Origin of the sequence: Micromonospora sp. NPDC048887, from assembly GCF_040649715.1 — a bacterium.
GTDB lineage: Bacteria > Actinomycetota > Actinomycetes > Mycobacteriales > Micromonosporaceae > Micromonospora.
Window position 1 is genome coordinate 62,985 of sequence record NZ_JBEZGA010000002.1, and the last position, 24,324, is coordinate 87,308.

General features: G+C 73.3%; 23 protein-coding genes, 3 pseudogenes and 1 riboswitch. Of the genes and pseudogenes, 18 read left to right on the forward strand and 8 right to left on the reverse strand.

The annotated features are described in order from the left end of the window. The first annotated feature begins 1 nt into the window (after position 1). A complete protein-coding gene (locus AB0C17_RS03425) occupies positions 2–736 on the forward strand; it encodes a 16S rRNA (uracil(1498)-N(3))-methyltransferase (protein WP_357388476.1) in 735 nt (244 codons plus the stop codon). 114 nt (positions 737–850) lie between these two features. On the opposite strand, the gene AB0C17_RS03430 is transcribed toward AB0C17_RS03425, so the two are convergent. Next, positions 851–1,612, reverse strand: a complete 762-nt coding sequence (locus tag AB0C17_RS03430; RefSeq protein WP_357476448.1) for an SDR family oxidoreductase — start codon at positions 1,610–1,612, stop codon at positions 851–853. Positions 1,613–1,692: 80 nt separating this feature from the next. On the opposite strand from AB0C17_RS03430, the gene AB0C17_RS03435 reads away from it, so the two are divergent. From AB0C17_RS03435 to AB0C17_RS03480, 10 genes and pseudogenes are all read left to right on the forward strand, one after another. Continuing rightward, positions 1,693–2,037 (forward strand): histidine triad nucleotide-binding protein, encoded by a 345-nt coding sequence (locus AB0C17_RS03435; RefSeq protein ID WP_013475524.1) that lies wholly within the window; start codon positions 1,693–1,695, stop codon positions 2,035–2,037. After that, a complete protein-coding gene (locus tag AB0C17_RS03440) occupies positions 2,034–3,410 on the forward strand; it encodes a serine hydrolase domain-containing protein (RefSeq protein ID WP_357388480.1) in 1,377 nt (458 codons plus the stop codon). Before AB0C17_RS03435 ends, AB0C17_RS03440 begins: the two co-directional genes overlap by 4 nt. A 133-nt stretch (positions 3,411–3,543) precedes the next feature. Further along, positions 3,544–4,239, forward strand: a pseudogene (locus tag AB0C17_RS03445) (PhoH family protein); the annotation flags it as partial. Positions 4,240–4,563: 324 nt separating this feature from the next. After that, positions 4,564–5,046 (forward strand): annotated as a pseudogene (locus AB0C17_RS03450) (LAGLIDADG family homing endonuclease); the annotation flags it as partial. 261 nt (positions 5,047–5,307) lie between these two features. After that, a pseudogene (locus AB0C17_RS03455) lies at positions 5,308–5,670 on the forward strand (PhoH family protein); the annotation flags it as partial. A 17-nt stretch (positions 5,671–5,687) separates the two neighbouring features. After that, on the forward strand, positions 5,688–6,161 hold the full coding sequence (ybeY, locus tag AB0C17_RS03460; RefSeq protein ID WP_357388482.1) for an rRNA maturation RNase YbeY: 474 nt from the start codon (positions 5,688–5,690) through the stop codon (positions 6,159–6,161). Further along, a complete protein-coding gene (locus AB0C17_RS03465) occupies positions 6,137–7,546 on the forward strand; it encodes a hemolysin family protein (protein ID WP_357388527.1) in 1,410 nt (469 codons plus the stop codon). Before ybeY ends, AB0C17_RS03465 begins: the two co-directional genes overlap by 25 nt. Further along, on the forward strand, positions 7,539–7,925 hold the full coding sequence (locus AB0C17_RS03470; RefSeq protein ID WP_354873826.1) for a cytidine deaminase: 387 nt from the start codon (positions 7,539–7,541) through the stop codon (positions 7,923–7,925). The genes AB0C17_RS03465 and AB0C17_RS03470 overlap by 8 nt, the downstream gene beginning before the upstream one ends. Then, positions 7,922–8,818 carry a GTPase Era gene (era, locus tag AB0C17_RS03475; RefSeq protein ID WP_357470630.1) on the forward strand — a complete coding sequence of 299 codons (897 nt, stop codon included), beginning with the start codon at positions 7,922–7,924 and terminating at the stop codon, positions 8,816–8,818. The genes AB0C17_RS03470 and era overlap by 4 nt, the downstream gene beginning before the upstream one ends. A 150-nt stretch (positions 8,819–8,968) precedes the next feature. Beyond that, positions 8,969–10,144, forward strand: coding sequence for an acyltransferase (locus AB0C17_RS03480; protein ID WP_357476450.1), 1,176 nt, complete (start codon positions 8,969–8,971; stop codon positions 10,142–10,144). Positions 10,145–10,537: 393 nt separating this feature from the next. Here the strand turns inward: AB0C17_RS03480 and AB0C17_RS03485 are convergent, their stop codons facing one another. Then, complete coding sequence (locus AB0C17_RS03485; protein WP_357388488.1) at positions 10,538–11,335, reverse strand: DUF4097 family beta strand repeat-containing protein; 798 nt, start codon at positions 11,333–11,335, stop codon at positions 10,538–10,540. Between the two features lie 102 nt (positions 11,336–11,437). Here AB0C17_RS03485 and recO point away from each other — a divergent pair, with 102 nt between their 5' ends. The 3 genes from recO (at position 11,438) to AB0C17_RS03500 (ending at position 13,376) form a co-directional block, all read left to right on the forward strand. Next, on the forward strand, positions 11,438–12,313 hold the full coding sequence (gene recO / locus AB0C17_RS03490) for a DNA repair protein RecO (RefSeq protein ID WP_357470624.1): 876 nt from the start codon (positions 11,438–11,440) through the stop codon (positions 12,311–12,313). A gap of 32 nt (positions 12,314–12,345) precedes the next feature. Beyond that, a complete protein-coding gene (locus tag AB0C17_RS03495) occupies positions 12,346–13,122 on the forward strand; it encodes an isoprenyl transferase (RefSeq protein WP_357388529.1) in 777 nt (258 codons plus the stop codon). Between the two features lie 68 nt (positions 13,123–13,190). After that, positions 13,191–13,376 (forward strand): hypothetical protein, encoded by a 186-nt coding sequence (locus tag AB0C17_RS03500; RefSeq protein ID WP_073831832.1) that lies wholly within the window; start codon positions 13,191–13,193, stop codon positions 13,374–13,376. Positions 13,377–13,485: 109 nt separating this feature from the next. Here AB0C17_RS03500 and gndA read toward each other — a convergent pair whose 3' ends face one another. The 4 genes from gndA to AB0C17_RS03520 all read right to left on the reverse strand — a co-directional run bounded on the left by gndA (position 13,486) and on the right by AB0C17_RS03520 (position 18,748). Next, positions 13,486–14,928, reverse strand: coding sequence for an NADP-dependent phosphogluconate dehydrogenase (gndA, locus tag AB0C17_RS03505; RefSeq protein ID WP_357388492.1), 1,443 nt, complete (start codon positions 14,926–14,928; stop codon positions 13,486–13,488). Between the two features lie 882 nt (positions 14,929–15,810). Next, complete coding sequence (locus AB0C17_RS03510) at positions 15,811–16,611, reverse strand: energy-coupling factor transporter transmembrane component T (protein WP_357476452.1); 801 nt, start codon at positions 16,609–16,611, stop codon at positions 15,811–15,813. Next, the gene (locus AB0C17_RS03515) at positions 16,608–18,041 is read right to left on the reverse strand and encodes an ABC transporter ATP-binding protein (protein WP_357388496.1); all 1,434 of its coding nucleotides are present in this window, start codon (positions 18,039–18,041) and stop codon (positions 16,608–16,610) included. The genes AB0C17_RS03510 and AB0C17_RS03515 overlap by 4 nt, the downstream gene beginning before the upstream one ends. Positions 18,042–18,157: 116 nt before the next feature. After that, positions 18,158–18,748: an ECF transporter S component gene (locus AB0C17_RS03520; protein WP_357388498.1), complete on the reverse strand. Its 591-nt coding sequence runs from the start codon at positions 18,746–18,748 to the stop codon at positions 18,158–18,160. A 75-nt stretch (positions 18,749–18,823) separates the two neighbouring features. Beyond that, positions 18,824–18,930, reverse strand: a riboswitch (TPP riboswitch). 76 nt (positions 18,931–19,006) lie between these two features. Between AB0C17_RS03520 and AB0C17_RS03525 the strand changes: the two genes are divergently transcribed. The 4 genes from AB0C17_RS03525 (at position 19,007) to AB0C17_RS03540 (ending at position 23,264) form a co-directional block, all read left to right on the forward strand. After that, complete coding sequence (locus AB0C17_RS03525; protein ID WP_357476454.1) at positions 19,007–19,843, forward strand: alpha/beta hydrolase; 837 nt, start codon at positions 19,007–19,009, stop codon at positions 19,841–19,843. Next, positions 19,840–20,589, forward strand: a complete 750-nt coding sequence (locus tag AB0C17_RS03530; RefSeq protein ID WP_357476456.1) for an SIS domain-containing protein — start codon at positions 19,840–19,842, stop codon at positions 20,587–20,589. The genes AB0C17_RS03525 and AB0C17_RS03530 overlap by 4 nt, the downstream gene beginning before the upstream one ends. 89 nt (positions 20,590–20,678) lie before the next feature. Beyond that, complete coding sequence (locus AB0C17_RS03535) at positions 20,679–21,182, forward strand: DUF6328 family protein (RefSeq protein WP_357388504.1); 504 nt, start codon at positions 20,679–20,681, stop codon at positions 21,180–21,182. A 108-nt stretch (positions 21,183–21,290) separates the two neighbouring features. After that, positions 21,291–23,264 (forward strand): acyl-CoA dehydrogenase family protein, encoded by a 1,974-nt coding sequence (locus tag AB0C17_RS03540; RefSeq protein ID WP_357476458.1) that lies wholly within the window; start codon positions 21,291–21,293, stop codon positions 23,262–23,264. A gap of 78 nt (positions 23,265–23,342) precedes the next feature. Here AB0C17_RS03540 and AB0C17_RS03545 read toward each other — a convergent pair whose 3' ends face one another. Continuing rightward, positions 23,343–23,948, reverse strand: a complete 606-nt coding sequence (locus AB0C17_RS03545; RefSeq protein ID WP_194802331.1) for a hypothetical protein — start codon at positions 23,946–23,948, stop codon at positions 23,343–23,345. A 52-nt stretch (positions 23,949–24,000) separates the two neighbouring features. Beyond that, positions 24,001–24,303: a metalloregulator ArsR/SmtB family transcription factor gene (locus tag AB0C17_RS03550; RefSeq protein ID WP_357388508.1), complete on the reverse strand. Its 303-nt coding sequence runs from the start codon at positions 24,301–24,303 to the stop codon at positions 24,001–24,003. Positions 24,304–24,324: the final 21 nt, after the last annotated feature.

Here is a 24,324-nt window from a genome sequence, read left to right on the forward strand (position 1 = left end):
GGTGTCCGCCCCGCTGTTCCTGGTCGAGGCGCTGCCCACCGCTGACACGCTGACGCTGGACGGCCCGGAGGGCCACCACGCGGCCACCGTGCAGCGGCTGCGCGTCGGCGAGGAACTGCTGCTCGCCGACGGCCGGGGCGGCACCGCCGCCGCCGTGGTCACCGCCGTCGGCCGCGGGACGCTCGACCTGCGGGTCACCAGCCGGGGGTACGCGGACGCGCCGGTGCCCCGGCTGGTCGTGGTGCAGGGCATCGCCAAGGGCGACCGGGGCGAACTCGCCGTGCAGGCGATGACCGAGGTCGGGGTGGACGAGATCGTGCCCTGGGCGGCGTCCCGCTCGGTGGCGCAGTGGCGCGGCGAGCGGGGCGAACGGGCCCGGCAGAAGTGGGTCGCGACCGCCCGGGAGGCGGCCAAGCAGGCCCGCCGCCCGTGGCTGCCGGTGGTGGCCGGCGCACCTGACGAGTCCACCGCCTCGGTGGCCCGCCGGATCGCCGGTGCGGCCGGCGCGTTCGTGCTGCACGAGGGCGCCCGGGACCGGCTGACCACAGTCGACCTGCCGACGGCCGGCGAGATCGTGCTCGTGGTCGGGCCGGAGGGCGGCATCGCCGATCACGAGCTGGCCACCTTCACCGACGCGGGTGCCCGCCCGGTCCGCCTGGGCCCGACGGTCCTGCGCACGTCCACAGCAGGCGTGGCCGCCCTGACAGTCCTGGCCACCCGCCTGACCCACTGGTAACCCCCACCCGCGTTCTCCCCGCACGCGTCGATCTTGCAGTTTCGGCCCGCGTGGCGTCTCTTTTGTGACGTTTTGCCGGGGCTGAAAGTGCAAGATCGCCGGGGTCGGGGTGGGTCAGGAGCGGAGGTAGGAGGCGCCGTTCAGGTCGATGATCGTGCCTGCCGCCCACTCGGCCTCGGCGCTCGCCAGCCAGTGCACCGCCCCGGCGATCTCCTCCGGCCGGGCGACCCGGTGGAACGGGGACTGGGCGCGTACCGCCTCGCCCCGCTCGGCCTTCAGGTGCTCGTTCGTCATGTCGGTCTCGACGAAACCGGGCGCCACGCAGGCCACCCCGATGCCGTACGGCGCCAGCGCCACCGCCAGCGACTGGGCCATCGCGTTCATCCCCGCCTTGCTGGCCCCGTACGCCGGGTTGGCCGGCTCGCCCCGGAACGCGCCCCGGGACGACACGTTCACGATCCGGCCCCCGCGTTCGCGCATGTGCTGCGCGGCGCACCAGGCGGCGTTCGCGGCGCCGACCAGGTTGGTGTCCAGCACCTCCCGCCACCGTGCCCGCCACTGCTCGTAGCTGCTCTCGAAGACCGGGTGCGGGGGATCGGCCGGCCCGAACACGCCGGCGTTGTTCACCAGCACGTCGAGGCCGCCGAGCCGCTGGGCCGCCTCGTCCACCATGGCGCGTACCGCGTCGGGGTCGGCCATGTCCGCGCGGACCACGACGTGCCCGTCACCGGGCAGTTCGGCGCGCAGCCGCCCGGCCAGCTCGGCCGAGTCCCGGTGGTGGATCGCCACCCGGTCCCCGCTCGCGGCGAACGCCCGCGCCACCGCCCGCCCGATGCCCCGCGAGGCCCCCGTCACCAGCACCGCCCGTCCCGTCATGGCGGCCATCCTGCCGCACCGGGCCGGTCCGTCCGGCGGTGCCCCCGCCGCGCTCTGCGCCCTCTCCTTACACTGCTGCGATGGACTGCCTCTTCTGCCGGATCGTCGCCGGGGAGATCCCGGCCACCATCGTCCGCGAGACCGCCACCACGCTGGCCTTCCGCGACATCGACCCGAAGGCGCCCACCCACGTGCTGGTGATCCCGAAGGAGCACTACGCGGACGTGGCCACGCTGGCCCAGGGCGCACCCGAGCTGGCCGGCGAGGTGCTCCAGACCGCCGCCGTGGTGGCCGAGGAGGAGGGCCTGACCGTGGACGGGTTCCGGCTGATGTTCAACACCGGCCCGTACGGCGGCCAGGAGGTCTTCCACGTGCACGCCCACCTGCTCGGCGGCGCGCCACTCGGCCCGATGCTCTGCCGATGACCGACGTGTCCGACCGGCTCGGCCGGATGGTCCGCCAGGCCCAGGCCACCGGGCGGATCCCGGCGGTTTCGGCCGCCCTGCACCGGGCCGACCGGCCGCTGTGGACGTGCGCCGTCGGCGACACCGGCAACGACACCGCGCTCGGGCCGGAGACGGTGTTCCGGATCGGCTCGGTCACCAAGACCTTCACCGCGGCGCTGGTCATGCAGTGCCGCGACGACGGCCTGCTCGACCTGGACGACCCGATCGGGCGGCACCTCGACCTGCCCGCGCACGGCGACGCGACAGTACGCCGGCTGCTGTCGCACACCGCCGGCCTGCAACGCGAGCCGCACGGCGACGTGTGGGACAGCCTGCGCGCCCCGGCCGTCGACGAGCTGCTGGCCGGCCTGGCCCGGGTCGAGCGGGTGCTGCCCGCCGGTCGCCGCTTCCACTACTCCAACCTCGGCCTGGCGCTGCTCGGCGAGACGGTCGCCCGGCTGCGCGGCGGCACCTGGGCGGAGGTGCTGGCCGACCGGGTGCTCACCCCGCTCGGGCTGACCGCCACCGGCCCGCAGCCGACCGGGCGCGCCGCCACCGGGTTCCTGGTCGACGCGTACTCCGACGAGGCCCACCCGGAACCGCCCACCGACTTCGGCGCGGTGGCCCCCGCCGCGCAGCTCTGGAGCACCGCGACGGACATGGCCCGCTGGGCCGCGTTCCTGGCCGACCCGGCGGCGGTGGACCCGGACGGCGCGGTGCTCGCCGCGACGACGGTCGAGGAGATGCGCTGGCCGCTCACCCCCACCGACGAGTCGGTCTGGTCGGCCGGCTTCGGGCTGGGGCTGATCCTGATCCCGCAGCCGGAGCGGGTGACCCACGTCGGCCACGACGGCGCGATGCCCGGATTCCTCGCCGCCGTCTACGGGCGGCGCGGCGGGCAGGGCACCGCCGGGGCGATGGGCGCCGCGGTGCTCGGCTCGTCCGGCACCGGCGTGGAGGTGTTCGACCTGGCCCACCGGCTGCTCGCCGCCGCCGCCGAGCACGACCCGGCGGAGATCGAGCCGTGGCGTCCCGGCCCGCCCGCCCCGGCCCACCTGCGCGGCGTGCTGGGCCGCTGGTGGGGCGAGGGCTTCGAGTACGTCTTCTCCTGGCACGACGGGACGCTGCGGGCGCGGGGCGCGGACGACCCGGCCGGGCGGCCGCCCGCCGTGTTCGCGCCGCTGCCGGACCGGCCGGACGTGTTCCGCACGGTCTCCGGCCGCGAGGCGGGGGAGCTGCTGCGGCTGACCCGCGACGAACGGGGCGTGGTGGTCCGGATGCACTGGGCGACCTACCGCTTCACCCGCGCCCAGGAGACCTTCGACGGGTACGACTTCCGCGCCGGCGGCTGACCGCCGGGCACCCGAAATGGGCGCGGTGCGTACGGTGCCGACCCGATACGATGGAGGTAACCGTACGCCGTGCCAGCAGGGCCCGGCGCCGAGTAGCGGAGAGCAGGTGGCGCAGGGCCCGACGGCCCGACCTATGACCGGCACCCCACCTCCCGGCACGCCGCGTGTGCAGACCAGGATCACGGTCGGAGACCAGAAGATCATGGTGAACCTGCTCGGCGCGGGCGACGAGATCCTGCGGCTCGTCGAGCGCTCGATCGACAGCGACGTCCACGTCCGCGGCAACGAGATCACCATCACCGGCGCCCCGGCCGACAACGCCCTCGCCGAGCGCCTCTTCAGTGAGCTGCTCGAACTGATCGAGAAAGGCGAGACCCTGACCACAGACGCGGTACGGCGTACCGTCGGCATGCTCGAGCAGGGCGGCACCGAGCGGCCCGCCGAAGTGCTGACGCTCAACATCCTCTCCCGGCGCGGCCGCACCATCCGTCCCAAGACGCTGGGCCAGAAGAAGTACGTCGACGCGATCGACGCACACACCATCGTCTTCGGCATCGGCCCGGCGGGTACCGGCAAGACGTACCTGGCCATGGCGAAGGCCGTGCAGGCGCTCCAGGCCAAGCAGGTCAACCGGATCATCCTGACCCGGCCGGCGGTCGAGGCGGGGGAGCGGCTGGGCTTCCTGCCCGGGACCCTGAACGAGAAGATCGACCCCTACCTGCGCCCGCTCTACGACGCGCTGCACGACATGCTCGACCCGGAGACCATCCCGAAGCTGATGGCCGCCGGCACGATCGAGGTGGCGCCGCTGGCATACATGCGCGGGCGGGCCCAGCCCTACGACGCCCGGGTGCTGACCCCGGAGGGCTTCCGGCCGTTCGGCTCGCTCCAGGTCGGTGACCTGGTCATCGGCTCGAACGGGACGCCCACGCCGGTGATCGGCATCTACCCCCAAGGCCAGAAGCAGGTCTACCGGGTCACCACCCAGGACGGCGCGTCCACGCTCTGCTGCGGCGAGCACCTGTGGACCGTAGCCACGCCGGACGACAAACGTCGCGGCCGGCGGCGCACGATCGAGACGCAGGAGATGATCGGCAAGGAGTGGCGAGGCCACACCCGTCGCTACGAACTCCCGCTCGTCGCGCCGGTGCAGATGGAGCCGCGGGCGGTTCCGCTCGACCCGTACGCGCTCGGGCTGCTGCTCGGCGACGGCACGATCTCGTCCCGCGCCACGCCGGCCTTCCGCACTGCCGACCCGGAGCTGGCGACCGCGCTGGAGGATGCGCTCGTCGACATCCAACTGGTTCGCAAGGGTGACTACGACTACGTCCTCCGGCACGTCAACGGGCACCGCGGCGGCGTGATCGTGGCGAACCCGGTGACGGTGGCCGTCCGCGAACTGGGGCTGGCCGGGGCCACCTCGGGCACGAAGTTCGTCCCCGAGGTCTACAAGAACAACAGCGTCGGCGTCCGGCTGGCGGTCCTGCAAGGGCTGCTGGACACCGACGGCGGGCCGGTCACCCAGGCCGGACGCACGTGCCGTGTGCAGTACTCGACCACGTCTCCCCGGTTGTGCGACGACGTGGTCCACCTGGTCGAGTCGCTCGGAGGGGTGGCCACGGCACGGGTTCGTCCCGCCGAGGGACGCAAGCCCGGTCTGGCGAAAGGCCGGCCGGTTCCGTACCGGTCCGACGCCTATGTCGTGGAGATCCGGCTGCCCGCCGGTATCGCGCCGTTCCGCCTGTCGCGCAAGCGCCGGCTCTACGACGAGCACGGTGGCCGGCCGATGCGGTTCATCGACTCGATCATCCCGGCAGGGGTGCGGGAGACGATGTGCATCCAGGTCGCGGCGGAGGACTCGCTCTACGTCACCGACGACTTCCTGGTGACTCACAACACGCTCAACGACGCGTTCATCATCCTGGACGAGGCGCAGAACACCACGCCCGAGCAGATGAAGATGTTCCTCACCCGGCTCGGCTTCGGCTCCAAGATCGTCGTCACCGGCGACGTCACCCAGGTGGACCTTCCCGGCGGGACGACCAGCGGCCTGCGGGTGGTCCGGGAGATCCTGAACAACGTCGAGGACGTGCACTTCGCCCAGCTCTCCAGCTCCGACGTGGTGCGCCACAAGCTGGTGGGCGACATCGTCGACGCGTACGCCCGCTGGGACGCCGAGCGGGAGAACCAGCAGGCGCAGAGCGTGCACGCCGTGCCGGGCCGGACGGCCCAGGGCAGCCGGCCGGGCCGGCGCCGCTAACCACCAGAGGAAGACAGTTGTCCATCGAGATCGCCAACGAGTCGGGTGTCGACGTCGACACCGACGCCGTGCTCGCCGTCGCGCGGCACGCCCTCGACGAGATGGGGGTCAACCCCCTCGCCGAGCTGTCCGTGCTGCTCGTCGACATCGAATACATGTCGGAGCTGAACCACCGCTGGATGGGCGGCGACGGCCCGACCGACGTGCTCGCCTTCCCCATGGACGAGGGCAGCGTCGACCACGGCCCGGGTGAGAGCACCCCGGCCGGCGGTGAGCCGGCCCTGCTCGGCGACATCGTGCTCTGCCCGGGGGTGGCGGCCAAGCAGGCCGCCGCGGCCGGGCACTCGGCGGCCGACGAGCTGCACCTGCTCACCGTGCACGGCGTGCTGCACCTGCTCGGTTACGACCACGCCGAGCCCGAGGAGGAGCGGGAGATGTTCGGTCTCCAGGCCCGGCTGCTGGCCAGCTGGCGGTCGACCCGGTCGCGGTGATGGACGCCTTGGCGGCGGTCCGGGCCCCCGCCGGTCTGCCCGATCTCCAGCTGCTGTTCTTCGCCGCCGGGCTGGTGGTGCTCGCCGGCCTGATCGCGATGACCGAGGCGGCGCTGGCAGCGGTCTCGCCGGCCCGCGCCGCCGAACTGACCAGGGACGGCGCGCGCGGCGCTCGCGCCCTCCAGGTGGTCGCCGGTGACGTGGTCCGCCACCTGAACCTGCTGCTCCTGCTGCGGCTGCTGGCCGAGCTGACCGCCACCACGCTCGTCGCGCTGGTGGCCGTCGACACGTTCGGCGCGGGCTGGCGGGCGGCGCTGGTGACGGCGGGCGCGATGACGGTGGTGAGCTTCGTGGCGGTCGGGGTCGGCCCTCGTACGCTCGGCCGCCAGCACGCCTACGCGGTCGGCCGGGCGGTCGCGCCGCTGGTGCGGTGGCTGGGCCGCGCGCTCAACCCGCTGGCGTCGCTGCTGATCCTGATCGGCAACGCGGTCACTCCCGGCAAGGGTTTCCGCGAGGGGCCGTTCGCGACCCAGGTGGAGCTGCGTGAGCTGGTCGACCTGGCCGAGCAGCGCGGGGTGGTGGAGCACGGCGAGCGCCAGATGATCCACTCGGTCTTCGCGCTCGGCGACACCATCGCCCGCGAGGTGATGGTGCCGCGTACCGAGATGGTGTGGATCGAGGAACGCAAGACGCTCGCGCAGGCGCTGGCGTTGTTCCTGCGCTCCGGGTTCTCCCGCATCCCGGTGATCGGCGAGAACGTCGACGACGTGCTCGGTGTGCTCTACCTCAAGGACCTGATCCGGCGGGTGCAGGGCGACCAGGCCGCCCGGCAGATGCCGGTGGCCGAGCTGATGCGCCCGGCCACGTTCGTGCCGGAGTCCAAGCCGGTGGACGACCTGCTCTCGGAGATGCAGGCGGCCCGTAACCACCTGGTCATCGTGGTCGACGAGTACGGCGGCACCGGCGGGCTGGTCACCATCGAGGACATCCTGGAGGAGATCGTCGGGGAGATCACCGACGAGTACGATGTCGAACGCCCGCCGGTCGAGCACCTGCCGGACGGGGCCGTGCGGGTGACCGCGCGGCTGCCGGTGGAGAATCTGGGCGAGCTGTTCGACACCGACCTGCCCACCGACGAGGTGGAGACGGTCGGTGGCCTGCTCGCCCAGGCGCTGGGCCGGGTGCCCATCCCGGGTGCCGAGGCCGAGGTGGCCGGCCTGCGGCTGGTGGCCGAGGGCACGACCGGCCGGCGCAACCGGATAGACACGGTTCTGGTGAGCCGGGTCGACCGGGGCGACGCCCCGGAGGGCACCAACCGAAGTGAGCCGCCCGATTCCCGTGGCGACAACAACCGTTCCGAGGAGAGGCAACCCGCCGATGCCTGAGACACCCGCCGTACCGGCTGCCCTGCCCACCCCCGCCGATCCGGCCGAGCTGAGCGCCGAGGACGCCAAGCTGGTCGTCCTGGCCCGGGGCGCGCGGAGCCGGGTGGCGGCCGTGGAGGGCGCCGCGGTCCGCGACCAGGACGGCCGGACGTACGCGGCGGCGAGCGTGGCGCTGCCGTCGCTGACGCTGACCGCGCTCCAGCTCGCGGTGGCCTCGGCGGTGGCGGCGGGCGCGAGCCGGCTGGAGGCCGCCGTGGTGGTGACCGAGGCGTCGACGCTGGACGGGGCAGGGCACGCCGCCGTGCGGGACCTGTCCGCCGACGCGCCGATCCACGTGGCCGCGCCGGACGGCACCGTCCTCGGCACGGTGGTCGAGTGACCACGCCCGAGGCACGTCCCTACCGGGCCGGTTTCGCCTGTTTCGTCGGGCGGCCGAACGCTGGCAAGTCGACGCTCACCAACGCGATCGTCGGCACCAAGATCGCGATCACCTCGAACAAGCCGCAGACCACCCGGCACATCATCCGGGCGGTGCTGCACCGGCCGGACTCGCAGCTCGTGCTGGTCGACACCCCGGGCCTGCACCGGCCCCGGACGCTGCTCGGCGAACGCCTCAACGACCTGGTACGGGAGACCTGGAGCGAGGTCGACGTGATCGGCCTGTGCGTCCCGGCGAACGAGCCGGTCGGCCGGGGCGACCGATTCATCACCGGCGAGCTGGCCAGCCTCAAGGCCACGGTGCTGGCGGTGGTCACCAAGACCGACCTGGTCGACAAGAAGCGGCTGGCCGAGCAGTTGCTCGCGGTGAGCGAGCTGGGTGAGTTCGCCGACGTGGTGCCGGTCAGCGCGGTCTCCGGCCACCAGGTCGACACGCTCGTCGACGTGATGACCGGCTATCTGCCGTCGTCACCGCAGCTCTACCCGGACGACATGCTCACCGACGACCCGGAGCAGGTGCTGGTGGCGGAGCTGGTCCGCGAGGCGGCGCTGGAGGGCGTCCGCGACGAGTTGCCGCACTCCATCGCCGTGGTGGTCGAGGAGATGATCCCGGAGGGCAACCTCACCAAGATCTACGCCGACGTGTACGTGGAGCGGTCGAGCCAGAAGGCCATCGTGATCGGGCACCGGGGCAGCCGGCTCAAGCATGTGGGCACCACCGCCCGGCGGCAGATCGAGGAGTTGCTCGGCACCCGGGTCTACCTCGACCTGCACGTACGCGTGGCGAAGGACTGGCAGCGCGACCCGAAGCAGTTGCGCAAGCTCGGCTTCTGACCGGCGGCCGGCCACGGCCCGGCGGTAGGTGATCAGGATCAGCCAGACCTATGGGACATCTCACTTTCCATAGGTGTTCTTGGCTGTTTCACAGGGTCCCGGAGCAGGGTAGGGAGCATTGTCTCTGCCCCCGGACCCCGCCGCGAGCTGATGCGAAACCGCTACCTGGACCTGCTTCGCTTCCTGGCCATCCTGCGCGTCGTCACCTACCACGTCACCGGCTACGCCACGCTCACGCTGGTGTTCCCGGCCATGTCGGTGATGTTCGCCCTGGCCGGGTCGCTGATGGCGGCGTCACTCGACCGCAGCGGGGTGCGCGCGGTCGGCCGCCGGCTGCGCCGCCTCCTGCCGTCGCTGTGGGTGGTCGCCGCGGTCTTCGTACCGGCCATGCTGCTCACCGGGCTGACGTTCAGCCCGAAGGTGTTCCTCTGGCTCTTCCCGATCAGTGACCCGCCGGCCAACTACTGGGGTGGGCTGGCGCTCAGCCCGATCTGGTACCTGCGCGACTACCTGTGGTTCGTGCTCGCCTCACCGCTGGTGCTCTGGCTGTTCCGCCGGGCACCGCTGCCCACGCTCGCCGCGCCGTACCTGCTGCTGATCGCGATCGAGGCCGGCGTCCTGGCGAACCCGCACACGGTGCTGCGCGAGTTCGGCCTCTACTTCGGCGCCTGGCTGCTGGGCTTCGCCCACCACGACGGGCTGCTGCGCCGGATGCGCAACCGGGTGCTGCTGCCGGTGGCCGCTGTGGTCGGCGCCGCCGGGCTGGCCTGGATCCTCACCCACCAGGGCCCGCGCGGATACGACATCAACGACATCCCGCTTGGTAACGCGCTCTGGTCGGCCGCGTTCATCCTGGTGGCGATCGGCCGGGCGCCGGTCGGGGTGAGCTGGGTCGACCGGGTGCCGGCGTTCGGCCGGGCGGTGACGGTGGTGAACCGGCGCGCGCTGACGATCTACCTGTGGCACATGCCGTTCGTGGTGGCGCTCACCCCGCTGGTCGGCCTGGTCGGCTGGTCGCCGCGCGACCCGGTGGGCCTGTGGCTGCGGGTGGGGCTGGTCTTCGCCCTCGTCGGCGTGGTGACGCTGATGGTCGGCTGGGTCGAGGACGTGGCGGCCCGGCGTACCCCCGAACTGCTTCCCGGCAAGGCGCGGCGGACGGTGGCCGACCGGGCGGCGGCCGCTCCGGCCAGCCCGGCCCCCGCCGGTGCGGAGGACGCGCTGGTGAGCGCCGGGGCCCGGGTCCCGGCACCGCGCCGCCCGGCCGAGGCCCCCGTGCGCCCCGGCCGGGACAGCGCCCCGGCGTCCCGGCGGGACGGGCCCGGCTGAGCCACCACCGGGTACGGCCCCGGTCCTCACGACGTCCGCGACCGCCCGGCCGCCTGTCCCCGTTGATCATGAGGTTGGCGGCAGTTCGTGCCCGATTTGTCGCCGCCAACCTCATGATCGCCGAGGTGAGGGCGGGGTCGCGGCACCAGTTCGGGGGAATGGGGGTGTCCGGGGTGCGTGGACCTAGCCACTTCCCCGTACTGGTTTCGTCCCGCCTCGGGCGCCCCGGTGATCAAGGGGTTTGGGTCGTCTTGGCCTGCCTGAGGGGACACCAACTCCTTGGTCAACTTCCGGGAACGTGGGGTTCCGGCCGGGGCCGTCACGCGAAGCCAGTTTGGGGAGTGGGGGTGTCGGGGGTGCGTGGATGCAGTCACCCGGCCGGACGCCGTCGGCTCAGCGCGTGCTGACCGTGACGTTGCCGCTGGTGGCGGACGCTTCGAGCTGGATCGACGCGGTCGGGTCGTCGGTGACGCGCACGTCGGTGTCGCCGGAGGTGGCGGTGGCGCGTACCCGGTAGCGGCCGGCCGGCACGGCCAGGTCGACGTCTCCGCTGGTGGCGTGCAGCCGGGCCGGAGCCGGCTGGTCCAGTTCGACGACGATGTTGCCGGAGGTGGTCTCCACGTCGGCGGCGGAGGCGAGCCGGCGGGCCTCGATGTCGCCGGAGCGGGCCCGCAGCCGCACCGGGCCGGCCGCCTCGACGACCCGCATGTTGCCCGACGTGGTGGACGCCCGGACCTCGCCGGTGGCGCCCCTGACGGTCAGGTCGCCGGAGCTGAGCGTGAAGTCGACCGCGCCGACGTCGGTGAGGTCGACGTTGCCGGAGCCGGTGCCGCCGCGTACCACCACGCCGGGCGGCGCTGTCACCTCCCAGGAGATGCTGCACCGGTGCCCGCAGTCGGTGGGCAGGACGAGTTCGTCGCCCTTGATCTCGTACCGGCTGGTCGGCTCGTCGCCCTGGTAGCGGACCACGCGCTTGACGCGTACCTGGTCGGCGGGGCCGTTGGCCCGGACCACCACGTCGCCGGCACCGTCGTCGTCCACGGTGATCTTCGTGATCTTCGTCCGCTCGGTGTGGTCGTAGTCGAGCCGGCGGAACGAGAGCGTGTCACACCCGGCGAGCACGATGAGCGTGGTGGCCGCGGTGGCGGCCACCACGCCACGCAGCCGGGGTGCGGTGCGGAGCGAAGCCATGGCCAGCACACTAGGACCGGCCGGACGCCCGGCACATCGGGGATCGCCCGACGGTCCACCCCGAGCCGACCCTGAGATCGCACCCGGAGGGAGAATGGCCTGATGGCCGGGTACCGCCGACAGCTCTACCGCGACGACGCGGTGGTGCTGCGTGTGCAGAAGCTGGGCGAGTCCGACCGGATCATCACCCTGTTCACCCGCCGGCACGGCCGGTTGCGCGCGGTGGCCCGGGGCGTGCGGCGCACCACGAGCCGCTTCGGCGCGCGGCTGGAGCCGTTCGGGCACGTCGACCTCCAGCTCGCCGGTGACCCCAAGGGCAACCAGGGCAGCTCGCTGCACACCGTCAGCCAGGTCGAGGCGATCGAGCTGTACGGCAAGCGCTTCCTCGGCGACTACCCCCGCTACACGGCGGCCAGCGCGATAGCCGAGACCGCCGAGCGGCTCACCCCGGTCGAGCGGGAGCCCTCGCTGCGGCTGTTCCAGCTCACCCTCGGCGCGATGAAGTCGCTGGCCCGCGGCGAGCACGCCACCACGCTCGTGCTCGACGCGTACCTGCTGCGCGGCATGGCGTTCGCCGGCTGGGCGCCGGCGCTCGCCGCCTGCGCGGTCTGCGGCGAGCCGGGCCGGCACCGCGCGTTCTCCGTACCGGCCGGCGGCGCGGTCTGCCCGGACTGCCGGCCCCCCGGCGCCGCCCACCCCGCGCCCGCCACGCTGGCGCTGATGTCCGCGCTGACCTCCGGCGACTGGGGGTACGCCGACGCCGCCGAGACCGGCGTACGCCGGGAGTGCAGCGGGCTGGTCGCGGCGCACCTCCAGTGGCATCTGGAGCGCGCGCTACGCTCGCTGCCGCTGGTCGACCGGGGCGCCCCGGCGTCCGGCGCGGTCCCGCCGCCCGGCGGCGCGGGGCCGGATGTGGTCCCGCCGCCGCGCTCCGGCGCCGGGCCCGTCGCCGGAGTGAACAGGGAGATGACCGAGTGATCCGATCGACGAGGGCGATCCGCCGCGAGCCGGTGCCGCCGACCCCGCACCCCTCCGGCGCGCGCCCGCCGGCGCTGCCGCCCGCCGCGGTGCCCCGGCACGTCGCCATCGTGATGGACGGCAACGGCCGCTGGGCCAAGGAGCGCGGGCTGCCCCGCACGAAGGGGCACGAGCAGGGCGAGCACAGCCTGTTCGACGCCGTCGAGGGCGCGATCGAGATGGGGATCCCCTACCTGTCGGCGTACGCGTTCTCCACCGAGAACTGGCGGCGCTCGCCGGACGAGGTCCGCTTCCTGATGGGCTTCAACCGCGACGTCATCCGCCGCCGCCGCGACCAGCTGGTCGACCTGGGCGTACGGGTGGTCTGGTCGGGTCGCGCGGGCCGGCTGTGGAAGAGCGTCATCTCCGAGTTGCAGACCGCCGAGGAGATGTCCCGCGGCAACTCGACGCTGACGCTGCAGTTCTGCGTCAACTACGGCGGCCAGGCCGAGATCGCCGACGCCGCCGCCGGGATCGCGCGCGACGTGGCGGCCGGCAAGCTCGACCCGGCCAAGGTGAACGAGAAGACGATCGCGCGGTACCTCTACCACCCCGAGGTGCCCGAGGTCGACCTGTTCCTGCGCCCCTCCGGCGAGCAGCGCATCTCCAACTTCCTGCTCTGGCAGACCGCGTACGCCGAACTGGTCTACCTGGACACGCTCTGGCCCGACTTCGACCGCCGCCACCTCTGGTACGCCTGCGAGCTGTACGCCCAGCGCGACCGCCGCTTCGGCGGCGCACTGCCCAACCCGGTCGCCCCGGGCGTCTGACGTCACGCTTACCGACGCGCCGAGCTGGGTACCGATACCTCCAGACAGCAAACGCGGAGGTGAACCACATGATTCAGAAGCGGATCGCGCAGTGGGCGGTCATGGCGGTCGCCGTGCCGCTGGCGGCGGCCGGCGCGCGCCGGCTCAGCCACACCCTGGAGGCCCGTCGCGGCCCGTCCGGGGTGAGCCGTCTGCTGACCAAGGGCGCCGACCTGGTCCGGCCGCAGAAGGCCAAGCGTCGCCGGTTCTTCTGACCGCGACGCCCGGCCCGACCGAAACGCCCCGCATCCGGCCTTCCCGCCGGGCGCGGGGCGTTTCCGCTCTACGGTCGGCGCAGGCGCGCCGCGAGGCTGCCTGCCCGGCTCACGCCCGCACTTCGGAGCGGTCGCCCGCCCAGCGGGTGTGGAACGAGCCGTCCCGGTCCACCCGGTGGTAGGTGTGCGCGCCGAAGTTGTCCCGCAGGCCCTGGATCAGCGCGGCCGGCAGCCGCTGCGCCCGCAGCGCGTCGAAGTAGGCCAGCGACGACCCGAAGGCCGGGGCCGGCACGCCCGCCCGGGCCGCGTCGGCCACCACCCGTCGCCAGGCCGGTACGCCGTCGCTGACCCGCTCGGCGAACCACGGCGCGACGAGCAGCGTCGACAGGTCCGGCTCCGCGTCGTACGCCTCCCGGATCCGGTCCAGGAAACCGGCCCGGATGATGCAGCCGCCCCGCCAGATGGTGGCGGTGCCGCCCAGGTCGATGTCCCAGTCGTACTCCCGGCTGCCGGCCCGGATGTGGTCGAAGCCCTGCGCGTACGCGACGATCTTGCTGGCCAGCAGCGCGCGGCGCACGTCCTCGACGAAGGTCTCCCGGTCGTCCACCTGCCACTTGTCACCCGCGTCGGCGAACACCCGGCGGGCGGCCTCGCGCTGGTCGGCGTGGCCGGACAGCGACCTGGCGAACGTGGCCTCGGCGATGCCGGTGATCGGGATGCCGAGGTCGAGCGCGCTCTGCACGGTCCAGCGGCCGGTGCCCTTCTGCTCGGCCTGGTCGAGCACCACGTCCACGAACGCCTGGCCGGTGGCCGCGTCGGTGTGGCCGAGCACGTCGGCGGTGATCTCGATGAGGAACGACCCCAGCTCGCCGCCGTTCCACTCCCGGAAGATCTCCGCGATCTCCGCCGGGCTCGCCGACAGCCCGGCCCGCAGCAGGTCGTACGCCTCGGCGATGAGCTGCATGTCGGCGTACTCGATGCCGTTGTGCACCATCTTCACGAAGTGGCCCGCGCCGTCCGGCCCGATGTGCCGGCAGCAGGGCTCGCCGTCCACCTGCGCGGCGATCCGCTCGAAGATCGGCCCGAGCTTGCGGTACGACTCGGCCGAACCGCCGGGCATGATGCTCGGCCCGAGCAGCGCGCCCTCCTCGCCGCCGGACACGCCGGTGCCGACGAAGTGCAGGCCGTGCTCGCGTAGCGCCTCCTCCCTGCGGCGGGTGTCGGCGAAGTGCGCGTTGCCGCAGTCGACGACGATGTCCCCCTCCTCCAGCAGCGGCACCAGCTCGTCGATCACCGCGTCGGTGGGTGCGCCGGCCTTGACCATCACGATCACCGCGCGGGGCCGCTCCAGCGAGGCGACGAAGTCCGCGAGCGACTCCGACGGCACGAACGTGCCCTCGTCGCCGTGCTCGGCGACCAGGCTGCGGGTGCGCTCCGGCGACCGGTTGTGCACCGCCACGGCGAAGCCGTTGCGGGCCAGGTTCCGGGCCAGGTTGCGGCCCATCACCGCCAGACCGGTGACCCCGATCTGCGCCGTCGCCTGCTCTGCCATGCGTACCGCCACCTCTCGTCTGCACTGCTGTGCTGCGACCGTATCGCGGTCGTCGGGAGAGTGGGCGGGGACGTCGACAGGGCGTGACCGGTGGGTGGCCGTGCGTCTGCGGCGCGTTCACGCCTCGCTTTCCGGTAATTCGGGTGCGGGACGTCCGGGCGACGGGATAGCGTTGCCGCATGCGTAAGTGACGTCCCACCTCCGAGCCCGGTCCACCGCCGTCAGTGCCCGTGGACCCGTCCTGCTCCGGGCGTCCGCATTCCTTCCCCGCCACCGTCGGTCGCGGTGTCTGTCGTGATCGGAACGCACCGGAGCCCCCGCTCGGCGCGTCCCGGTCGGCGCGTCCGTACGACAGGAGGCCCGCGAATGCCCGCGAAGCGCAACCCGAAGAAGTCCCGTAAGCCGTCCGCGCCGCAGGTGACCCCGCCGAAGCTCGACGCGCTCACCGCGTCGCCGCCCGCGGTGGTACTCCCGACCGAGCTGGCGGCACCGACCGTGTCTCCGGATGCGGTGTCGCCAGTCCCGGCTGTGCCGGCGGTGTCGCCCTCGGAGTCTCTGGAGACCCCGGTCCTGCCAGGCGCATCCGCGACGCCGCCCAGGTCGGGTCCACCGGCAGGGCGGCAGGCCCGGTTCACCGGGCGCAGCCAGCGCGCCGGCCAGACCCGGTTCTACGCCTTCCGCCGCAGCTGATCGACAGTCCCGTTCCCGGTCAGCCGTCCACCGGGCAGGCCCGTCCAGGGCCTGCCCGAGCGTCCCCGACCCTCGTAGGGGCCATTCCGTACCAAGATCTCGCCCGGCCCCGGTTGATCATGAGGTTGGCGGCGAAAAGACCGGCAACCGGTGCCGTCAACTTCATGGTCAACGGCGCGGATAGGGGAGGGGTCAGCCGATCAAGGGGCGGAAGGTGCCCAGGGCGATGCTTGTGGCCAGGGCGGCGGCAGCCAGGGCGGCGGCGCCTGCGACCAACAGCGCGTCGGCGGCGGTGAAGCGCTGCGGGCGTGCCACAGTGCGCGAAGTACCCGCGTCGAAGCCACGGGCGTCCATCGCCACGGCGAGCCGCGTACCCCGCCGGATCGCGCCGACCAGCAGCGTGAACGCGGTGGACGCGAACAGCCGCAGCTTGGCCAGCGGGTTGCGGCCGGCGTCCACGCCGCGGGCCCGCCGGGCCATGCTGATCATCCGCCACTCCTGCTCCAGCAGCGGCACCATCCGGAAGGCGGCCAGCGCCCCGATGGCGAACCGGGCGGGCGCCTTCGCGTTCTGGATCAGCGCGTCGGCCAGGTCGGTGGGGTCGGTGGTGGCGAACACGACGACGCCGGGCAGCGCCACGGCGAGCATCCGCAGCACCAGGCCCAGCGCCGTGACGAGCACGCCCTCGGTGACCAGGACCGGGCCGGCCTCGACGAGCACCCGGCCGGAGCGGTCGGCGGCGAAGAGCACCAGCGTGACCAGGATGCCGACGGCACCGGCGAGCAGCGGCCAGGCCCGCCGGGCGAGCACCCGGTAGCGGACGCCGAACAGCGGCAGCACCGCGAGTTCGACGGCGATGGCGACGGCCGGGGCGACCGGGTCGAGCGTCGCCACCAGGATGACTGTGAAGACCAGCGCGGCGGCCAGCTTGGCCACCGGGTTGCGCCGGGCCAGCGCCGCACCGGGCGCGGCGACCGGTTCGAGGTCGATCACGGGACCACCCCGGCGGAGGAGCGGTCCACTGTGAGCGTGCGGTCGGCCAGCGCGGCCACGAAGTCCGCGTCGTGGGTCACCGCGACCACACCGTGCCCGGCGTCGCGCAGCCCGGCCAGCAGGTCGACCAGCTCCAGCCAGGTGCGCCGGTCCTGGCCGAACGTCGGCTCGTCGCAGATCAGCAGGCGGGGCGCGGTGGCCAGGGCCGTCGCCACGCTCAGCCGCCGCGCCTCACCACCGGAGAGGGTGTACGGGTTGGCGCCGGCCAGCCGGTCCAGCCGCAGCCGGTGCAGCAACTCGTCCACGGTGGCGGTCACCGCCGTCTCGGGCTGCCCGGTGCGGCGCGGGCCGAGCGCCAGCTCGTCGCGGACGGTGGCGGTGACGAACTGGTGCTCCGGGTCCTGGAACACCGACCCGATCCGGCGTACCAGCGCGGGCGCCCGCCAGCGGTGCGGGGGAGTGCGCGCGTCCCGCCCGGCCAGTTCCGCCGACGCGGTGACCGCGCCCGTTCCGGGTCTCAGCAGGCCGCCCAGGAGCAGCGCCAGCGTCGACTTGCCCGCACCGTTGGGGCCGAGGACGGCGAGCGCCTCGCCGGCGCGTACCCGGAGGTCGGTGGGGTTCAGCCGGGGCGGCAGGCCGAGCCGCTCCGCGGTGAGCAACACGTCGCCGGGCGGCGCGGCCGCGTGCCGGGGTGGCGCGACGTGGCCGGGTACCCAGACCCCGGCGGCGGCCAGCGTGTCGCCGTGCGCGGCGAAGACCACGTCGGGTGGCCCGTCGGCGCGCACCCCGCCGCCGGGTTCGAGCACCACGACCCGGTCGACGAGCGGCAACGCCTCGGTGACCCGGTGCTCGACCAGGATCATCGTGGTGTCCGGGTCGAGCGCGTCCGCGACGGCCCGGCGGATCAGGGCGGCGCCGGCCGGGTCGAGGTTGGCGGTGGGCTCGTCGAGCAGCAGCAGGCCGGGGCGCAGCGCGAGCGTGCCGGCCAGCGCCAGCCGCTGCTGCTCGCCGCCGCTGAGCGCGGCGGTCGGGCGGTCCCGGGGGTACGGGAAGCCGGCCCGGTGCAGCGCCTCGTCGACGCGGGCCCAGATCTCGTCGGCCGGTACGCCGCGGTTCTCCAGCCCGAACGCGACGTCGTCGCCGGAGCGGGCCATCACGAGCTGGGTCTGCGGGTCCTGGAACAGGATGCCGACGCGCTCGCGGGCCTTACGCGGATCGAGCCCGTCGATCTCGACGGTGCCCTCCTGCTCGCCGGAGTCCTCCGGCAGCAGCCCGGCCAGCGCGGCCAGCAGGGTGCTCTTACCGGCCCCGGAGGGCCCGAGCAGCAGCACCCGCTCGCCGCTCTCCACCCGCAGATCCACCCCACGGAGAGCCCAGCGCCGACGTCCCCCGTGCCGCCACCCGAACCCCCGCAGCACCACCCCGCTCACCCCCCACCACCCCTCTCCCGCCCCAGCCTGCGTGATCAAGGAGTTCGCGTCCGGAAAACCGTGCCCGGCGGACGCGAACTCCTTGATCACCGGGGTGGGTGGGGTGGTGCGAGCCGTCAGACCAGGGCTCGGTCGCGGCCGGCGGGGAAGCGGTCCAGGACGCCGGTGTTGGCCAGGGCGCGGGTGAGGATGTGCGCGCCGAAGCCGGCGACGATCGTGGCGCTGACGATCGTGATCAGCGCGTACGGGAGGCGGTAGGAGGCGAAGTCGAGCGCCTTGTTCCAGTAGACGAAGTCGAAGATGGCCGCACCGAGGCCGGTCATCGCACCGGCCAGCACCGCCACCGGCAGCTTGAACGAGCGGTACCGGAACGCCGCGAAGGCCAGCTCGGCACCGATGCCCTGCATCAGGCCCTGGAGGATCACGATGCCCGCCCACTGGCTGCCCAGCAGGGCGGAGACGATCGCGGCCACCGTCTCGCAGTACAGGGCGGCGCCCGGCTTGCGGATGATCAGGCCGGCGAGCACCGCCGGGATCAGCCACACGCCGTAGAGCACGGCCTGGGCCGGCGGGAAGAACGCGAACGCCGCGTCGGTGGCGCTCCAGAGCAGGCCCCAGGCCCAGAACACGACGCCGAAGGCGACGGCGATGACCGAGGCGACGACGATGTCGACGGTACGCCAGCGGTTGCTGTCGGTGTGGTTCACGGTTGGCTCCCAGTTCGTCGAGGTGAACCAGGAGAAGACGCACGCCGCGCCCGGTGGTCACCGGACGGCGACGCGGCTGGAGGTCGACCGAACTCCCTGCGCTGGCATTACCCAGATCAGGTTCGAGGGTCTGCGGGCACCGGCCCGCACTCTCAGCGCTGTGCGCTCCCCTGTCGGATGTGAAGTTGTCTCGTCGCAGACGCTAGCACCGACAATGGGCCCCGGCCCAGCAGGGCGAGTGTCGGTAGGGTGGCGATCATGCTGGTGGATACGCGGGGACTGACGTTCGAGGTACGCGCCGGCGGCCCCGGGGACGGTGACCCGGTCCTGTTGCTGCACGGCTTCCCGCAGCACTCCGGCGAGTGGGACGCGGTCACGCCCGCGCTGCACGCCGCCGGGCTGCGCACGTACGCGCTCGACCAGCGCGGCTACTCGCCCGGCGCTCGGCCGGCGGACGTCGGGGCGTACCGGATTCCGGAGCTGGTGGCCGACGCGGCGGCGGTCCTCGACGCACTAGGGGTGAGCCGCGCGCACCTGGTCGGCCACGACTGGGGCGCGATCGTCGCGTGGGGCCTGGCGGCGGCGCACCCGGAGCGGGTGCGGACGCTGACCGCGGTGTCGGTGCCGCACCCGGCCGCGATGGGGCACGCGCTCGCCACCGACCCGCGGCAGAAGGTCAAGTCCGCCTACATCACGTTGTTCCGCAAGCCGGGTACGGCGGAGAAGGTGCTCCTGGCCCTGAACGCCACCGCGCTGCGCAGGCTGCTCAGCGGGGTGGGCGACGCCGGCGCGGTGGCCCGGTACGCCGAGCGGATGCGCGAGCCGGAGGCGTTGACGGCGGCGCTGAACTGGTATCGCGCGATGACCGGGGCGGACATGAAGGCGGTCGCCCCGGTCGGGGTGCCCACCACGTTCGTCTGGAGCGACAAGGACGTGGCGATCGGCCGGACGGCGGCGCAGGCCTGCGCCGCGCACGTCACCGGCGACTACCGGTTCGTGACGCTGTCCGGGGTCAGCCACTGGATCCCGGACGAGGCGCCCGGCCCGCTGGCCGAGGCGATCCTCGCCCGGTGTGCGGAAACGGAGGAAGCATGACGGTGAGCGCCGAGGCGTACCTGGCGGTGGTGACCGAGACCATCGGCCGGGTCGCCGCCGAGCAGCGACGCAACGTGGCCGCCGCGGCCGACCTGATCGCGGCGGCGGTGAGCGCCGACGGGGTGGTGCACGCGTTCGGCACCGGGCACTCCGAGGCGCTGGCCATGGAGATCGCCGGGCGGGCCGGCGGGCTGGTGCCCACCAACCGGATCGCGTTGCGTGACCTGGTGCTTGTCGGCGGCGACCCGGCCGACGTGCTCAGTCCGAAGCTGGAACGCGACCCGGCGGTGGCGCACCGCCTCTACGAGCTGGCGCCGATCCGGCCGCAGGACGTGTTCGTGCTCGCCTCGAACTCGGGCGTGAACGGGGCGATGGTCGAGTTCGCGTCCATCGTGAAGGAACGCGGGCACGGCCTGGTGGCGATCACCTCGGCGCGGCACTCGGCCCGGATGACCTCGCGGCACCCGTCCGGCCGCAAGCTGGCCGACTTCGCCGACGTGGTGCTGGACAACGGCGCCCCGTACGGCGACGCCACGCTGCCGCTGCCCGGTGGCGGCGCGGTCGGCGCGGTCTCCTCGATCACCGCCGCGCTGCTCGCCCAGCAGATCGTCGCCGAGGTGGTGGCCCGGCTGGTCGCGGCGGGGCAGCGCCCGCCGGTCTACCTGTCCGCGAACATCACCGGCGGCGACGAGCACAACGCCGAACTGGAAGCCCGGTACGCAGGCCGGATCCGCAGGGGTTCCTGAGCCGGTTTCGTGATCATCCGTACGGGGCACAGGCGGTGCGCCGGTGGGCGTTTCCCGCCGGCCGTGCCGTCTCCCGGGGAGGTCCGCGAGTGTCGAAGGAATCCGAGAAGCAACGCTGGCAGCGCAACTTCGCCGACCTGTTGCAGGAGCTGCGGGTCGCGCAGACCGGCGTGCAGATCCTGTTCGCCTTCCTGCTGACGCTGCCGTTCAGTGCCGGGTTCGACCGGACCACCGAGTTCCAGCGCGACATCTACATCCTGGCGCTGCTGACCGCCGCCGCGTCCGCCGCCATGATCATCTCTCCGGTGGCGTTCCACCGGGCGCTGTTCCGCCAGGGACGCAAGCCGGAACTGGTCCGCTTCGCCCACCGGATGGCCACCGGCGGCCTGTTCTTCATGCTCATCGCGATGGTCAGCTCGGTCCTGCTGGTCTCCGACTTCGTACTCGACCGGCCGATCGCGTTCCTGCTCAGCGCGCTCACCGGCCTCTGGTTCCTGATCTTCTGGGCGATCCTTCCGTTCAGCCGTCGCAACTGGGGTGAGGACGACATCGACGACGAGGACGACGACCCGCAGACGCTCACCGGCGGCTGACCGTCCGCCAAATCGGACGTGCACGCGGCGCTACCCCTGGGTAACACCCGGGGGTAGCGTCGTTTTCGTCGAACGCGTCGACGCAGCCGGACCGACGAGGAGGCAGCCGTGACCACGACACACAACAGCCGGCCCGAGTCACCCGACGGCGCGGGGCCGCTGCCCACCGAGGCGGGCCGGGTCTCCGAGAAGGAGGCCCGCCAGGTCGCCGAGGCGGCCCGCGAATCGGCCTGGGACCGGCCCAGCTTCGGCAAGGAGCTGTTCCTCGGCCGGTTCCGGCTCGACCTGATCGACCCGTGGCCCCGCCCCGACCCGGCCGAGGTGGCCCGCGCGGACGAGTTCCTCGGCGCGCTGCGCGCGTACCTGACGTCCGAGGTGGACGGCGAGGCGATCGAGCGGGACGCCCACATCCCCGACGAGGTGTTCCACGGCCTGGCCGGGCTGGGCACGTTCGGCATGAAGATCGACCGCAAGCACGGCGGGCTCGGGCTGAGCAACCTGCACTACTGCCGGGCGCTGATGCTCGTCGGTTCGGTGAACCCGGCGGTCAGCGCGCTTCTCTCCGCACACCAGTCGATCGGCGTGCCGCAGCCGCTGAAGATGTTCGGCACGCCCGAGCAGAAGGAACGGTTCCTGCCCCGGCTCGCCGCCGGTGAGGTCTCCGCGTTCCTGCTCACCGAGCCGGACGTCGGCTCCGACCCGGCCCGGCTCGCCACCACCGCCGAGCCCACCGCCGACGGCACCGGCTACCGGCTCAACGGGGTGAAGCTCTGGGCCACGAACGGCACACTCGCCACCCTGCTCGTGGTGATGGCCCGGGTGCCGGCCGGCGAGGGGCGGCGCGGCGGCATCACCGCGTTCGTGGTGGAGGGCGACAGCGACGGCATCACAGTCGAGCGGCGCAACTCCTTCGTCGGGCTGCGTGGCCTGGAGAACAGCCTCACCCGGTTCCACGACGTCTTCGTGCCGAAGGAGAATGTGATCGGCGGTGAGGGCAAGGGCCTGAAGATCGCACTGACCACGTTGAACACCGGCCGGCTCTCGCTGCCGGCCATGTGCGTCGGCGCCGGCAAGTGGGCGCTGAACGTGGCCCGGGAGTGGGCGGCGGACCGGGTCCAGTGGGGCCGCCCGGTGGGCGAGCACGAGGCGGTGGCGAAGAAGCTGTCCTTCATCGCCGCCACCACGTACGGCATGGAGTCGATGCTCGACCTGTCCTGCATGCTCGCCGACGACGACCGCAACGACATCCGGATCGAGGCGGCGCTGGTCAAGCTCTACGCCAGCGAGATGGCCTGGCGGATCGCCGACGAGCTGATCCAGATCCGCGGTGGCCGCGGCTACGAGACGGCCGACTCGCTGGCCGCCCGTGGGGAACGGCCGGCCGCCGTCGAGCAGCTCCTGCGCGACCTGCGGATCAACCGGATCTTCGAGGGCTCCACCGAGATCATGCACCTGCTGATCGCCCGCGAGGCGGTCGACGCGCACCTGTCGGTGGCGGGCGACATCATCGATCCCGACGCCGGGCTGGGCCGCAAGGCCAAGGCGGGCGCGCGGGCCGGCGCCTTCTACGCGAAGTGGCTGCCCACGCTGGCCGTCGGCAAGGGGCAGACGCCCGGGGCGTACCAGGAGTTCGGGCCGCTGGCCGGGCACCTGCGCCACGTCGAGCGGACCTCCCGCAAGCTGGCCCGGTCGACGTTCTACGCGATGTCCCGCTGGCAGGGGAAGATGGAGCGCAAGCAGGCGTTCCTCGGCCGGGTGGTGGACATCGGCGCGGAGCTGTTCGCGATGAGCGCGGTCTGCGTCCGGGCCTACGCCGAGCGCGACGCGCACCCGGAGAACGTCGAGCTGGCCGACCTGTTCTGCCGGCAGGCGCGGCTGCGCGTCGACGAGCTGTTCACCGGCCTGTGGTCGAACACCGACTCGGTCGACGTGGCCGCAGCCAAGCGGATCGTCGCCGGCCGGTACGCCTCGCTGGAGGAGGGCGTGGTCACCCCGCCGGCCGACCTGCCCTGGGTGGCCCGCTGGGAACCCGGCCCGTCCACCGGGCCGGACGTCCGCCGCCGCATCCCGCCCATCGGCTGACCGGACCGCCCGGCGGCCGTGCCGCCCGGTCGGCCGCCGGGGTGCGGCCGACCGGGTGCGCGGACCGCGCGGCACACCTCACCGGCCGCCGCGCAGCCCCAGTTCGCGCAGCTCCAGCGCGGCGAGCGCGTCGACTGTCGCGTCGTCGCCGCGCCGCCACGCCTCGGCGACGTCGGGCGCGATCCGGGTCAGCTTCGACAGCGGCTGACCGGCCAGCGCGCGCAGCGCCAGCAGGTCCCGGCCGGCCGGCACGCCGGCCAGGGCCTTGGCCGCGCCGGCCCGGCGCATCCAGCGCAGGCGCAGCGGCAGCCAGCCGAACAGCACCAGGCCGAGCGGGAACACCAGCACCGCGACGGTCAGCCCGAGCGCGAGCTGCCCGACCAGCTCCTGCTGGTCGCGGCCCGCCTCGGCGACCGCGCGGGCGGCGTCGGCGGCCCGGGTGAACGGCGCGGTCAGCTCGTCACCGACGATCGGCACCCGGCCGACCTTGCCGCCGGCGTCGGCCAGGTTGTCGGCGAGTCCACCGCCGGCCCCCTCCAGCTTCTGCCCGGGTACGGCGAGCTTCTCGACCACGTCGTGCAGCCACAGCGCGAAGCGGATCGCCGCGTACACCCAGACGACAACGAGCAGGTCGGTGAGGAACTGGCGGACGGCGGTGGGAAAACGGTCGGCGTAGATCTTCACGCCGGACAGCGTCCCACGACACGGGCGCGTCGGCACCTGGCCGATTTCCCGCTCAGTGCGACCCTTCGCCGGCGTGACTGACCGCGTCCCTGACGATGTGGGCCACGTGGTCGTCGACGAGCGCGTACGCGATCTCCCGGCCGCGCCGCGACCCGCGCACCACCCCCGCGCCGCGCAGCACCCGCAGGTGCTGGGAGACCAGCGGCTGCGGGGCGCCGAGCTTCTCGACCAGCTCGTGCACGCAGCGCTCCCCCTCGGCCAGCTCGCTGACGATCGCGAGCCGGATCGGGGCGGAGAGCGCGCGCAGCAGGTCACCCGCACCCTCGAAGGCGTCGTACCCGTTCGTGCCGGTCACCCTGTAACGGTAACCAATCCC